Genomic DNA, 16007 nt, shown 5'->3' on the forward strand with positions numbered 1-16007 from the left:
TTAAACACAATAAAATTAATTAAAAAAGATAGTACACCCAATAGTGCAATTCATCCATGACCTTGAAGAGGTCATGGTATTCTTGCATCATTTAGATAAATATTTTTAGGTATGCCTAAATTTTAATAAAACTAAAAAAAATATGAAGTTATGAGGATGTTTCCTCAACTTCTTCAAAATCTACTTTTTCACCTAACAATTTAAGACCAATGAACATTGCAACAATACCTACAGGCAATGAGAAGTAGAATGGAACTCCTAATCCTGCTGGGATGTAACCTACCAATATAGTGATTGCACCTACAAACATTGAATAGTACATCTGGGTAGTTACGTGGTCAATATGGTTACAGCTGGTTCCCATGGATGACAGAATTGTTGTATCTGAAATCGGGGAACAGTGGTCTCCGAAAATTGCACCGGTCAGTACACCACTTGTTGCAACGATGGTAAAGGACATGTCTCCTGAACTGATTGCCCATGCAAGCGGAATCGCCAGAGGCATCAGAATACTCATTGTACCATAGGAAGTACCTGTTGCAAAGGATATCAATGCTCCTAAAACAAAGATCAATGACGGCACGATGAAAGCAGGTATTGTGCTGCTCAGAACTCCAACCAGATAGTCGGCAGTTCCGATTTCACCGATAACAGCACCGAGTGACCATGCAAGAAGCAGGATAACACCGGTAATTGTAATTGTCTTCATACCTCCAATCCATTCGGATATTGCATCCTCAATGGTAAGTATCTTTTCACCAACAGCCATCACCATGGCAACGATTGAAGCCAGTAACGCTGACTGGAAAAGGGCAACGGATGCATCTGATTGAGATAAAGCTGTATATATACCATTGAATGATAATGGAGATGACTTCATGATTGCAATGAGTGCCTGGTCTTCTCCACCTAAAATGGTAGTGTATCCGCTCCAGTAGAATGCAATGAGTGCACCGACAATCAGGGTAGCGATAGGAATTATTGCATTCCAAACGGATAGCTTTATGCCTTTAACTGGTTCGACTTCGTCAAATCCAGGAGTTTCAGGTGCAATTACTTCCTCATCCTCTTTTCTGGCACGGGCTTCCTGTTCTGCCTTTTTCATTGGACCGAATTCATATAGGGTCAATGCGGAAATTACAATGAAAATTAAGATAAATATGTTATAGAACCTGTACGGAATAGTCTGTAGGAATATTCCAAAACCAGTAATATTGGTAACTCCAATAGATTTGAAACCGGAAGCGATTAAACTGATTTCCAATCCAATCCAAGTGGAAATAATTGCAATACCAGCTACAGGTGCTGCAGTTGCGTCAACTACAAATGCTAATTTTTGTCTAGATACACGGAGTTTGTCCATTACAGGTCTCATAATAGGACCCACAATCAAGGAGTTTGCATAATCGTCAAAGAATACACATAATCCTAATAACCATGTGAATAATTGAGCTTTTCTAGGAGTATCAGCCCTTTTTGCAAATGCATCAGCAAGAGCCTTTGCCCCTCCCATCTTTGTCACCAATTGGATGATACCACCAATAAGCAGACATTGAAGGATGATTCCTGCATTCCACGGATCAGACATACAAGCGATAATCTGCACACATAATTTCAGGAATGCATTTACTGCTGTTGAAATAATATTTACATCGTTTACACTCAACATGAATTCCCCAACAAATACACCAATGAATAAGGACAGAATTGTCTCTTTGGTAATGAATGCGAGCGCAATCGCAATGAGAGGAGGCAATAATGTCAATATGCCGAATCTCACTGAATTGTCAGCACCGGCAGGTGTTGAAGAAATCCATAATGATAAAACAAAAAGAGCAATAACTGAAATAGCTGCAATTAGACCTAATTTCATTTTGTCATTCATTTATTATCACACCATTTTCCTATACATTTATAAAATTTTAATCAATTTAAAATAAATTAATTTTAATATGTACAGTTCAATATATGATTTTAATAATATAAAAATATTATTTTTTTAAAAATGACAATAAAGGAACAGAATCTCATAAAATAAACTAAAATAATAAATTTAATCAAAAATTTGAACAATCTTTTTTAATTTCATTAATAATGTCTAGAATATATTCCTCTTTTTCAAATTTATTGAGATAATTTAAACAAATTTCCTTTGGAGTTAAGTCTTCATGAATGTAGAAATAGTTTTCAAAATCCGTGTAATCGATTATTTCCATGTGATATTTATTCCAAAAATGCAGAGGATGTGACTTTAGAAATCCAAATCCTTCAGGAGTAATATGGTCCTGGGAAAAATAGCCGTTGATATCCAAAAATTCCTTCATCTCACTCCAATTAATGTTATATGTATTTTCAATAGTGAATATGGCATAATCCATATCTATCCTTTCTTCAATCAGCTTTAGGAACTTGTATGCGATGAATCTGATATCCTCTTTAAAATCGCTTTCATTATCATCGATTGAGGTTAAAAGTGAATTTTCCATTTCATCAATGTCATAATCCAGGTTTATCCCACAGAAATGGCAGAACCTGTCATGACTGTCGATGGGCATGCCGCAATATGGGCAGACATCATCATGCAAAGTAATCCTCTCTTTGTGACTTTCATCAAAGAGGTATGCCAATCTGACAAGCAGGGATTCATTCAGTAACATTCCAGCTTCATATTCCTCACGGATCTGATTTTTTATCTCAAGTGCCTTCTGTTGAGTTACATGAGCATCATCAATCATGGATTGGATATAAAAAGAAAATTCTCCCTCAGGACCGATGATTTCATCCAAGGTATAGGTTTTTATTGGAAGATTCTCCTCCAAATCAAGGATGACGTTCATGATGTCAACATCCCTGTCCCTGAATGTTTTGGAAATCTCTTCGAAATATTCATCGGAAATCCTATGTCTATAGTCAAGACAGTCATAATAAATGATATCATAATTCAACGGGGCACTATAGGCGACGTGTGACCTTTCTACATCAAGGATATGGATGCTGGCGCAGATGTCAAGGTCATAGAAATGGGTGGACAGTTCCTCAAGGCCATACTCCCTATTTGAAAGAACATGATCGGCAGGGACTACAAATTCAATGGCGCTTGCAACAATATTGTCTGTGATTTTTGAGGCAAATCCATATTCAATAAGCAGTTCAACAATAAGCCTGGTCGGTTCCATAATGCTTGGCTTGTTCTGTTCGGCCATTGTTGATGCAAGCTCATTTAAAAGGAATGAATTTCCCCGGTACTGCGGCAAAACATAGATGTTGTTCAGTGCGAGAGTCATGAACTCCCTTGAAAAATCATATGAGCAGAATCCGACAACATTATTTTCAAAGAGTAGTTCCTTGAATAGATTGCATTGGCCGTACTTTAATATGAACCCTTCCTTTTGAATGGATTCATAGATTTCAGGATAATTTTCCTGCAATATCTCAACAACATTTAAGATGCCTTCGCTTAAAAATACCCTCTGGGCGCCATCATTTCTTGAAATGGTATTCATTATATTCCTCATTTTTAATTATGATTATATTAGATTGGGTGATATATAAATTATTCGGTGCAAAATTTAGTTATTACTAAAAAAAGGAATAAAATTTAGATATTGCTAAATTTAAAAAAATAAATGAAGCAAACCTAAATTTCACTATTTTCTAACGGTTATTTTATTTTTTATTTTGATGCCTTTAAAGCTGGTCAGCATTGTATACCTGCCGGCCTTCAACTTTTTGATTTTGACTGTTGCAACACCTTTCTTATTGGTTTTTGCAGCGTATTTCTTGTTTTTGATTTTGAAGGTGATTTTTTTGCCTTTCAAAGCCTTACCATTGGAGTTGACAAGTTTGGCAGTGAATTTTAAAACCCTGCCCTTTTTAATTGACTTGTTCTTGGCTGTTAGTGTAGGTTTGATTTTTATTTTATTTGAAACCTTGAATCCCTTATAATCAACAGTTACGGAGTAGGTTTTCACGGCCAATTTATTCAATTTGACACTGGCAAAACCGTTTTTATCGCTTTTGGCAGTGTATAACTTTCCACCAATCATGATTTTGATGGATTCTCCTTCGAGGATATTGCCGTTGTCATCATGGACCCTGACTTTAAAGACCTTATTTGAACCATAGTACATTACAACATCTTGATTGTCACTCAAGCGAGGAGAAATATGGATGATTTGGGTAATGTTATCATTGTTAGAGGGATTAATAAGAGTCAAGTCATATTTTCCAACGTTTAATCTTAAATTGAATGTCATTACTCCATTGGCATCGCTGGTCAGATTATACTTCTCATTGTTTAGGTTCAAAATCATTGTCTTTCCAGAAATAGGATTGCCGAACTGATTGGATAAACTGATTCTATAATTTGAATTGTAGGTAAAAACATTATCCTTGGCCAAATCCACATTCAACATAATTTCCAATGCGTAACTGCCCTTGGATGAAGAGTAATTCTCCCCATTGTATGTTACGTCAATGTCATAGATGCCATCCAATAAGCTGATCGGCAATTGAACCCTTCCGTCATTCAGCTTGAAGGTTTGGACATTACCGCTTAAATTAACGCTGAGCTCACCTGATTTAACGGGATTGTTGAACTGGTCTTCAATACTTATCTCAATGCTGCCGTTGACAACGCTTATTGTGGTTGTGGTATTGTAATCCGCCAGAACTGTAAATGCCTTGATGCATGCCACTTGTGACTTGTAGGTATGCAAGGCATATGTTTTTGACAGATAGAACAAGTCCTGCCAGTTTACGCCATCATAACTTACATAAGATATTTCAGGATAGTAAATTGCCTTGTTGAGTGCGGCGATTTCTGAAATCGGAACGCTGGATAACCTGTCACTGGTGGTGTTGAAGACTATTTCAAAGACATCACCAATATACAAAGGTACGATATCGTCCAGATGGAATGTGTAATATCCTGCCTGTGAACTGCCGCTTTTAGTTGTCATCAAAACATTGTTTACGTAAACGGACATTGTCCAGTTTGTGAACTTCTCAAAGTATGTTGAGACTCCTGAAAGGATTTCATTGCTTGTTGCAGTGAACTTGTTCTTGTACCACACAGCAGTCCTGTCGTCATGCAGATAATTGGTTTTTCCTGCAATGTCATACTGATAGTTCTTGTCATATTTCATGCTTTCATTCAAAACAAAAGTGTAGGCTATTCCCTCCACACCAGGCTTTGCAAAGGATTCATCATAGTATGATACGTAGAAGTATCCGTTGTCTCCCCAATTAGGACCCCAGCTGTTTTTTACAATCCATGCCCCATCACCGTCGGCATAGCTTCCAAAATAGAAGTTGTCCCTGGAATAGTTATCATCCCATCCGACGATTGTCACCGCATGGTTTGATGGGTATAATGCCCATGTGAAATAGTCCTTTCCGTTGTTCAAGTAGTAAGTGTCAAAGTAAATGGATGTTCCGACAGCCCCATATTTCAGTATTGCAGTCTTTATTGCATCATTGTCTGTGTAATTGTCCCTTTTTAATAACAATATATTCTGGATGTGCAGGATGCTGTTTAAAACAGGAGACAAGACTGATTTGTCATCAAATACATCAGATGATTCGTTGACAGGACCCAGCCAGCTTGCAAAATATCCGAACGGCATGGAATCATATCCTCCCTCATTGGTGTCCATTTTCCATCCGTAATCGGAATAGAGTGCAATAAGGTTTTTCATGTTTTCCTCGGAAAGGTCAAATTCCATTCCTGTAGCCTTTTTAAGGCAGGATTCAAGAACGGCCATTGCAGTGAATGCCCAACAGTTACCGCTGGACTGCTGGTCTTTCACCATGGTTGTTAATCCGTTTTCAACCAGGCTGTAATGGCTTGGAATATCAATAATCTCCTGATTGGAGATCAAGTAATTGCTATAGTTTCCGTTTCCTATATTTGCATTTAAATCTGAGGTGTCGAAATAATCCTTATTTATCGGCGCCTCATTGTTCCTGTAAGTGTTTCCTGTTAGGGACACACGTAAATTATTCAGGAGTGAAAATATTGCACCTGCCTGAATATTTGCCCTGTTTCCTTCAAAAATGTTTGATATCAAAAGCAGGTCTGATGAATTGTCGATATATAGTGCTCCACCGTTTCTGGCTGAATTGTTATTGTAATATCCGTTTGTTGAAGAGAACTTGCCGTACATATGATAAACTGCACCGCCATCCCATTTTGCGGAATTGTTGATGACGGTGACATGGTTCATCTTCACATCACCATTGAGAGTTGTTATCGCTCCTCCAAATGTTGCGGAACAGTTTATGAAATCGCAGTAGCTTATTGTGACCGGAGATGACTTGACATATATTGCACCTCCCGCATCATCAATGGAGTAATCTCTGATGAATTTTGATTTTGAAACTGTAACGTTCAATGTGTTTTCACAGGCTATTGCCCCTCCAAAGTTATAAGCATAGTTATTGATGAATTGTGAATCGTATATGCTCAAATAACCTGCAGCCATGTAAATCGCTCCGCCGTAAACGGCATATCCCTCATTGAATGTGCAGTTTGATATTGTGACTTTGGAATTGGCATTGGCGTCGGAGGTGTAGATTGCTCCACCGTAATTGTTTCCATAACTGTCCGCCTTACTGCCGTATCCGTAATTAAAAATTGTATTTGTTGCATCAACGCTTCCGTGATTGGTTATTGATATGTCCGTTAATGTAACGTTGGTTAAAGATAAGAATGAGTTTACAGTGAATCCTACTCCATCATATTTAATTATAGTTCTGGTCGGAGTGGATCCGATGATATTTACATTTTCAATTGTCTTTGAATCGTCCAAAACGTATTCACCGTCAGTCAGGTGAATGTTGCAGTTTCCTTTAATCCTCTCTGCAGTCAGATATTTGTATGGATTTTGAGAGGTTCCATCACCATTGTCGTCTTCCAGTGATGAATTGAAATAATAGTCATTATTTGCAGCCAAAGTATCTTCATATATCATTGAAATTGCTGTGTGAACATCCTCACTTTCAATCAAGTCCTCGGTTTGGTTATCCATCGCATGACTTGAAGGTATAATGAATATCAAAAGCAACAGCGCAATCAACAATAATCTGTGATGTCTAATCAATTTCATTCCTCCGAAAAAATAAAAAAAGAAAATAGAGATTTGAAATCCCTATTTTTTAACTTTTAATGTTTTTTTCACGGTATCCTTACCATAGGTAACTTGGTATTTGTATTTTTTACCTGCTTTGAGTTTTTTAAGTAAGTTCTTTTTGACTTTAAATGTAGCAACACCTTTCTTGTTGGTTTTTGCTTTGTATTTTTTGCCTTTGATTTTAAGAACTACTTTTTTACCTTTAATAGGCTTTTTAGCAGATGTTTTTAAAGTCACTTTAATTTTAAGCCTTTTGGCTGATTTTTTGACTTTCAAGTTTTTAGCCTTGATAACATTTTTGACAGATACCTTAAAGTTTTGTGAAACCTTGTTGTATGTTACGGTTACGGTATAGGCTTTAGGTTTAACAGCTAAAGTGAATTTAGCATAACCGTTCTTATCTGTTTTTGCGGTCAATGTTTTTCCAGCTATCTTGAGAGTTACAACTTTACCTGCACCTACGGATTTTCCGTCTTCGGTAACACGTACACTGTATGTGAAGCCATAGTCAACCTTAGCATTGTTCTGACCAGTAATCTTAACAACAGGAGTTTTTGGAGCATCTTTGTCCTTAGCTGCAGTGTTTCCTGATGCAACAACAGTGGAATTCACGCTTGAAATACTGTCTTCAGCGATTGTGCCATTTGCGGTCAATCCATTGTTTTTGATTGTTGCATTTGTGTTGATTGCTGCTATGGTAGATTTTCCATTAGTTACAACATTGTTGTTAGTGATTTCAGCTTGGCCTTCACTGATAATGATACCGGTTGTGTTTTCATTGACACCGCTTTGAGGAGATACTATGTCACCGACATCCCTACCTGTTGCGTTAATGTCGTTTCCATCTATTACCGCATCGGTCTGATGGGTTACAACACCATAAACGTGGTTTCCTATAGCTTCAATAGTGTTTCCGGAAATCAGCACTTTGTCTTCTTCCACGTATACTCCATATACTGTATCGGATTCGCCTTTAATGTTGTTGTTGGTGAGATTTACTTCACCGCCCATTTGCCAATCGTCAAGGTATACAGGATAAACAACCTCATTTGATTTGGCTGAAATGTTGTTGTTGTCCACTGAAGCTGTTGATTTTCCTCCAACTTGTAAACCTAATGCATAATGGTCATCTGAATTGGATTTGATGTCATTTCCTGAAATTGTAATGTTTTCACAACCATTGGTAACCAATCCATATGCATAGCTGTGACCATTCAATTCAATGCCATTGTTGGTGACTCTTGAATTGTTGCTGTTTTCAAAGTGAACCGCATAGATTGTATCGGCGTATCCTGCTGCATTGCTATAATTGACTGTAATGTCATTTTTGTCGAAGGACACATTGTTACTTTTTTCAATGTGCACTCCCTGAGAGTTATAGCCGACAATTGGATATGCGGAATAGTCAAGGTCAACGGATGGAACATTTGCATTCAATACGTTGTTTTCAACAACCAGGTTATCGGAATCGACCGCATTGATTGCAATTGTCTTGACTGTGCCGTCTGATTTGGCAGCGTAGTTGATGTTGTTGTTTATAATTTTCACATTCTTAGCAACATCCACTTCAATCGCATAGCTTTGGACATTGTCCGGAGCGTTGTAGGTGATATTGCTGTTTGAAACAACCACATTGTTTCCGCCTATGTATATGGCTGCACCGTCTGTTTCGTCAAATCTTTGGCTTAACTCAATAGATACATTGTCCAAGGTCACATCATTTGCATTGAGTTTGAAAGCTGTGTCCTTAAATTGAGCGTTTCTTCCAGTAATTTTAATAGGTTTGCCTATGGTAATTACTCCCATGTTTTCAAATGTTCCTTCAAAGTACAGTTCATCTAATGGAAGATCGGATTTTAAGTTACCGTTTTCATCAAAGAACATTGAGAATGTTTCAGGAGTAACAACATTGTTAACGCCATTTACATTTAAAGTTGCAGTATCCTCGGCATAACTGAATTCACCGGTAGCATCACTGTAGTTGGCTTTAATATCGTATGTTCCAACACCATTAGCGATGATGACGTCTTGAGATGCCACACCTCCAATTACAGGAATTGTTGCAACCATATTATTGTCGAAGTAGAGCTCTACAGTACCTCCGTTTACATCAGCACCATCAGTAGTTTTAACTATAATATTAACTTTTACGGTTTCCCCTTGGAAAGCAGTTATGTTTTCGACAGTTAAAACGGTTTCAGAAGTGATGACGAATAGTGTTTCACTCTGATTGTCGACGGTTGCTGTAATGATTTTCAAGTTAGCAGGTACGAGGTAATCATAGCTGAATTCACCGTTTTCAAGTACTCCATTGACAATACCTGAGGTTGTCCTGAGGATTACAGGTCTTTCAACTTTGATTGGATTGGCTAATGTGCCATTTTCAGCGCCGTTGGTCCATGAATTAATGCTTACGGTTAATTTAACAGTATTGCCTTGGACAATTGGTGTGTCATTTGCAATGGTTAAAACAGCCCATCTGTTTAATGTTGGTTTGTAATTGCTGTTTCCACCGACAAGATCAGATGGTTTGTCATTTGAACCCCACCAGTTATCATTAAGAGTTATGGAAGGACTTATTTGTTCTGTTTTATATCCGTAAACTGCTAATCCATTCGCATCTTTATTATTAAGCAATACGGAGTTTGCTATGTTTATTGTGGTGGCTCTTGCATATACTGCTCCACCGTTTGTTCCGGCAGTGTTATCTTCAAATAGAGTATTTGAAATGGTTAATGTACCTTTTCTTTCGTAGTTTGAAGTGCCTGCCATGTAAATAGCTCCACCACCAGTGCCTTCCTGTCCGTTAGCATGGTTTGCAATGAACTCAGAGTCTGTTATAGTTAAAGTTGCTGTTGAATGAGAAATGAATATTGCACCACCGCTGGATGTAGATTCGGCCTTATTGTTTCTGAATGATGTGTTTGTAACACTGAATGTAGCTATTTGTTGTGTGAATATAGCTCCTCCACCTAAATTGTCATTGCCTGTTGCTGTGTTGTTTTCAATCAATGAATTTTCAATTGCAATGCTTACGCCTTTGGCAAGAGCGTCATTGGCAAAGATTGCTCCACCCTCTTTTGCAGTGTTGTTTGCAATTGTTGAATTGATAACGGTCAAGTGACCGACATTGTAAATTGCTCCGCCGTTGCTTTCACCGGCAGTAGAATTAGCTAATGTACAGTTAATGATAGTCAAGTAGTTGGAGTTTCCAAGTAAAGCTCCACTTCCTTCAATTCCATATCCGTTAACCATAATCAAGTCTTTAAGGACAACTTTGGCATCTTCACCTACGTAAAGGATTCTATTGTTATTATCAGCGTCAATGATTACTTTGCCTTCACCGGTAATGTTCAAATCACTTGAGATAATTCCTAAATAACCGGTTTTATAGGTTCCTTCTAAAAGGACGATTTTACCATTTTCTGCAATTTCAACAGCATGTGCAAGGGTAGCCACCGGAGTTTCCCTTTCACCATTGTTACTGTCGTCACCACTTGGTGATACATAAATCACAGTAGGTGCAACTTCAAATGGGAAAGTTACTTCAGCATTTGCCACTTTAACTGTGATTCCACTGTCAGTCTTATCAAGAGTGTACTGTACGCTAGCTTGAGCATTTTTGACAGGAACAACTTCATTCAAGTTACCGCTGGTTGATGTGAATGTTACATCAAATCCGTCAGGAATACTTCCGGCATAATCTGCAATTTCACCGCTTGTTGAATTGGTCTTGTCGAATGTGGCGGTGATTGTAAGTACACCTTGGTCATCTTTAGTGTATGAAGCATTCATTATAATCCATCTGGCAACGTTAGCGTTTGTGTTTGCTTTGGAGTTGTCTCCCCAGAAGTTATCGTTAGCTGTTACTGTTGATGCAACTTTATTCAAAGCAAAATTGGTATCGTCAGATTTTGCTAAAATAACAGAATTGCTGATAGTAAATGTTGCGCCATCAGCATAAATGCCTGCGTCTGCATCTCCTGCATTGTCAATGAATATGGAATCAGTTACAGTTACAATGCTGTTACCGGTTGAATATATTGCACCTCCATTTCCACCAACACCGCTAGCGCTTTTTACTGCTGTGTTGTTAATGAAGGTTGATTTTTTAACATTGACGTCAACATTACCTGAAGCAAATATTGCTCCTCCTGTTCCGACATTTGCAACATTGTTTTCAAATGTACAGTTGATTACTTCAAGACTGCCGGTTGTTGCAGAAGTTGATCTAGTTGCCCAGATAGCTCCACCTTGTTTATCCTTATTATTTCTGAATATAGTATTTTCAACTGTAGTTTCTGCAGAAGTTGAATAAATAATACCATAACAGTTAGTTATTGAAGTACAATCATTGTCATAGAATTCGGAATTGTTAATGATTAATTTAGTTCCTTGTTGTGAAGCAACAACACCTCTTGCTCCCTTATTTTGATAGAATTTGGAATTGTTAATAACCATTGTGCCTTTAAGGTTGTTAACAGGACCGGCTGAACTTCCACCGGTAGTAACACATGAATAGAAAGTACAACCGTTTATAGTTGTATTACCGTTGTCCTTGATAACAGATCCTGTGGCCAATTTAGCATTTGTAAATACAATGTTTGTCAGGTTAAGGTTTGCACTGTTTTCCATAATTCCTAACTGATTACCGTTGATGGTTACAGTTCCCATACCAGTGATATCCAAATCCTTGTCGACAATTAAAGTTTCAGTAATTGTGTAGTCGCCGTTCATGATGACGATTTTGCCCCTTTCGGCAATTTCAATAGCGTGTTTAAGGGTTGCTACAGGAGTGTCTCTAGCACCGTCGTTATTGTCATCACCGGACATGGACACATAAATGACTTCAAGAACAACAGGAACTTTAACGCTGATAGGAGTTACATTGACTGCATTTGAAGATGTAATGGTTACACTATCTTCACATCCTTCTATTGCAGTGTATACGAATTTGGCAACATTGTTTTCAGTGGTTGCTTGTTGTGCATCCATTTCTCCATAAAGTGCACTTGCGCTTACATCAATTTCAGGAATGCTTTGAGCCAATTCCTGACCGCTGTTGGTATGAGTGAAGTCAACTGTGAATTCGACTTTATCTCCAACGTTAATTTGGTCAGTGAAATTGTTGGAAACGGTCATAACCACCCAGTTTGAAGTGTCAATTACGCAATTTTGATCAACCCAATCATCATCTTCATAGGTTCCAACTCCCACTAAGTTTTGAGGGTCATCATTGGTTCCCCACCAGTTGAATTGAGCATCAGCATCATTGTCTTCGCCATTGTGGTAAATTACTTTGTTTGCACCATTGGATATTAATACACAGTAGTTGATTTTAAGCTTTTTACCGTTGTAAATTGCATCTCCACGTTTTCCATTTCCTGCAGCGTTATTGATAAAGACGGATTTTGTGATTGTTGCATCACCCCATCTTCCAATGTTTATTGCTCCACCATCACCACATGCAGTGTTGTTGATGAATATGGAATCTGTGACTTCTAACTTGTTATTTACGCTTATTGCTCCACCGTTCGCATATGTATCTTGCATATGGTTGTTGATGAATTGTGAAGATTTTACATAAACCTTTTCATCGACATTAGATGCTATTACAACACCTTGTCTTGTAGTGGAGTCAATGAATTTGGAGTTTTCGATAAATAAATTGCCACTTCCAGTTGAAATGTATATAATTCCAAAATCAGAACCGGATCCCACAACAGTATTGTTTTTAAATACGGTATTGTTAATGAGTAAATCATAATTGCCTGATGTTGAAATAACATTTCCACCTTTGTGGTTTAAAATCTGTGAATTCTTAATGGTCATCTTACCTGCATTTGAAATCAAATTGCTTGATTCAGTAGTGTTGGTAATGTTAATATTATCTAAAATTAATTCTTTTGCTCTACTGTAAACGACAGCACCATAGTTGTGTTTTACATTTATAACATTCAAATTGCTTAATTGTATTTTATCAACATTATCTCCATAGTCCATGTAGAACAATCTGCCGTTATTTTCACCGTCAAGAATTACGTTGCCTACTCCAGTTACTGTTAAATTGCCGGTTACATGATAATTAAATCCTGCATAAGTTCCTTCATTAATGATAATTTCACCGGATCCTCCACTTACTAAAGCAAGCTCAACCGCTTTTCCAAGTGATGCAACAGGATATAATTCGGAACCGTTATTGTTGTCATCCCCATCTTTTGATACATAGATGATTCCATAGTATGGTTCAACTCCTTTGGCAAAAGTGATTGTTTCTATATAGTCTCCAGTTTGTGCTGAAATAACTGCATCCACATCAGCAACAGTGTAAATTACTTTTTTAGATGTTCCTTTACCTACATCAACACTTGCTGGTTCAATACTGCCGCTGTCTGAAGTGAATGTGACTGTGAATGTTTTTGGAATTGCTCCGCCAGTCAACTCTTCGATTTCACCAGAGGTTGTATTTACATGATTAAAGTCAACGGTTAATTCTACAGAATCTCCGACAAGAACTTCAGTTACATTTGCTTCAAGGTTCATGATTACCCAATTATCTATGGTAATGTTTTCGCCTTGAACTGTTGTTCTTGGGTCTTTTACGCCCCACCAATTATTATTGGCAATTACTTTTTCAGGTTTGTCATTGTCATAATTGGCAGTGACGGTATTATGAATGTTCAATGCGTTTACAATGGATGAGTATGAAATATCCATTTTTGAGTTTTCCAAATAGATTGCTGCAGCGCCTTCCTGAGTTGCGGTATTGTTTTCAATTATACAATTGGTAATTGTCAATTCAGATGGTTTTAAAACAGTAGGGTTGCTGCTTATTTTTCCTGCATAGACTGCAATAGCTGATGCATCCTTCAATGCAGAATTGTCATAAATCTTACACTTGTCGATTGTAGCAGTGACATTTGTTAAATAGATTGCACCCGGAGATTGAGAAGCAGTATTGTTGTAGACTTCACAATCAGTCATTGTTAAATATGAAGCTTGCACATATAACGCTCCTGCATTGTTTGCGCTGTTGTTTGCAAAAATGGATTTGGAAATCTCTATATTGAGTCCTCCATCATATGATGATTGATAAGCGCATAATGCACCCCATGTAACATCCATGTTTGTGAAATTACAATTGTCAATAGTCAATTTGCCTTTTGTATAATATGCATAAATTGCTCCGCCACGAGTTGCGGTCATTTTATCGAAACTGCAGTTTTCAACAATCACATTAATATCCAACAGATTACTTTGTGAAGAACCTTGAATGTTTAAAGCTCCACCATATCTGGCATTGACATTAGTGAACTTGATGTTTTTGATTGTAACATCATTTGTTGTAGTTATTGAGAAAACAGAAGCTCTTTCTAAGCCTGTTCCATCAATTACCACATTTCCTTCACCAATGATTGTTATTGAATCATCAATGATTATTCCGCTTTGAGAATAGGTACCTTCCTTGATAATTATGTTTCCTGAACCTGCTTTTGCAAGTTCGATAGCTTTGGTAATGTTAAATACAGGACTGTCAATAGAACCGTCATTTGCATCATTTCCGTCTGCTGATACATAGATTGCATCAATAGGTTCCTCGCCATCATTCAATCCAGGAATTATTACATCAATTGCTTCACCGTTGTTCAATTTGTAAACACCGTTGTCTTCAACAATCCAAGTTGAAGCGGTTACACCTTCAGGCAATGAATTTGAACCCCAGTAGTTTGCATCTAAAGTATAAGACCCTGAAGTTGGATGATTTACTCCTAATTTTACAGTATTATTTTGAATATTGTTGTAATTCAAATTAAAAGAAGAGGTTCCTGAATTAGATGATACAATGTAATTTGGTTCTGAATTATTAGCAATGATGCTTGTTTCAATATTTACGGTTTTAGCACCTGCACTGATGAAAATTAAAGCATTGTATGCATTACCTTCGGAAATCTCATTATTAACAAATCTGGAATTTCTTATATTCATGTTTCCTTTAGCTGTAATTAATGCTCTTATTTTACCATTACCTTGGGAATTGCTAATGGTCACATTGTCCAATGTAACGGTTCCAGTACCTTTTTCATTGTAGATTACACCATAAATATAACTTGCAGTACTTGAACTGGATATAGCGGAATTATCTATAATTGAATTCTTTAAGACAAATTCTGTATTGCCACTACCACCAAAATCAATTGCACTGGAATAGGAACCAGTAGAAGATTTTGTGCCTAAAAATTTACATTGGTCCACAACAACACTTCCAGAAGTGTATATACGTAATGCTCCATATCTGGAAGCGCAATTGTCGAAAACACAATTGACAATACTGACATTGCCATCTCCACCGATAAATATTGGAGTTCTAGCACCAGTCATTGATATGTCTTTAAAAACAAGATTATTGAATGCCAATGAAGAATAACCTGAACTTGTTGTATAAAACAGATCATTATCTCCGGATTTAATTATTACTCCACCTTGGCTTTCACCAATGAATGACAGTTGCTTTGTGCCAATGTCAATTTTAGCAGTTTCAGTATACTCACCGTTCTTAATAAAAATAGTTTCCCCACCAGTAGCTCCCGCTACAGCAGAAGAAATCGAATCATAATTTCCCGTACCATCACTTGCAACAGTAATGGTATCCCCCGCAGCACTTAACTCATCTTCACTATCCAAGATACTCAATTCTTCATTGATGTCTTCATCAATTACTCCTCCAGTATTCGTTGCAGTAATGTTTTCGTTAAGTGGTTCGGTTGCACTTGCCGTACTGACAACACACATCATTATCAGTACCAAAAGCGCGCAAATAAAAATCTTTTTATTCACTTTCATTCAATACACCTATAACATTATTCATAAAGTCAA

The 16007-nt window shown here is 37.3% G+C and carries 4 protein-coding genes; all 4 read right to left on the reverse strand.

Going from position 1 to position 16007, the window contains the following annotated elements:
• Positions 1–148: 148 nt before the first annotated feature.
• The 4 genes from QZN27_RS05205 to QZN27_RS05220 all read right to left on the reverse strand — a co-directional run bounded on the left by QZN27_RS05205 (position 149) and on the right by QZN27_RS05220 (position 15974).
• Positions 149–1885 (reverse strand): Na+/H+ antiporter NhaC family protein, encoded by a 1737-nt coding sequence (locus QZN27_RS05205; protein WP_296784574.1) that lies wholly within the window; start codon positions 1883–1885, stop codon positions 149–151.
• A 172-nt stretch (positions 1886–2057) separates the two neighbouring features.
• Entirely contained in the window at positions 2058–3515 is a 1458-nt protein-coding gene (locus QZN27_RS05210; protein ID WP_296784577.1) for a zinc ribbon domain-containing protein, read from the reverse strand.
• Positions 3516–3647: 132 nt separating this feature from the next.
• A complete protein-coding gene (locus QZN27_RS05215; protein WP_296784580.1) occupies positions 3648–7109 on the reverse strand; it encodes a C1 family peptidase in 3462 nt (1153 codons plus the stop codon).
• 42 nt (positions 7110–7151) lie between these two features.
• On the reverse strand, positions 7152–15974 hold the full coding sequence (locus QZN27_RS05220) for a right-handed parallel beta-helix repeat-containing protein (RefSeq protein WP_296784584.1): 8823 nt from the start codon (positions 15972–15974) through the stop codon (positions 7152–7154).
• Positions 15975–16007: the final 33 nt, after the last annotated feature.

Origin of the sequence: uncultured Methanobrevibacter sp., assembly GCF_900316895.1 — an archaeon.
Classification (GTDB): domain Archaea; phylum Methanobacteriota; class Methanobacteria; order Methanobacteriales; family Methanobacteriaceae; genus Methanocatella.

Coding starts and splice junctions, on each gene's coding strand:
- QZN27_RS05220 (WP_296784584.1), bottom strand. CDS start 15,974: ATGAAAGTGAATAAAAAGATTTTTATTTGCGCGCTTTTGGTACTGATA.
- QZN27_RS05210 (WP_296784577.1), bottom strand. CDS start 3,515: ATGAGGAATATAATGAATACCATTTCAAGAAATGATGGCGCCCAGAGG.
- QZN27_RS05215 (WP_296784580.1), bottom strand. CDS start 7,109: ATGAAATTGATTAGACATCACAGATTATTGTTGATTGCGCTGTTGCTT.
- QZN27_RS05205 (WP_296784574.1), bottom strand. CDS start 1,885: ATGAATGACAAAATGAAATTAGGTCTAATTGCAGCTATTTCAGTTATT.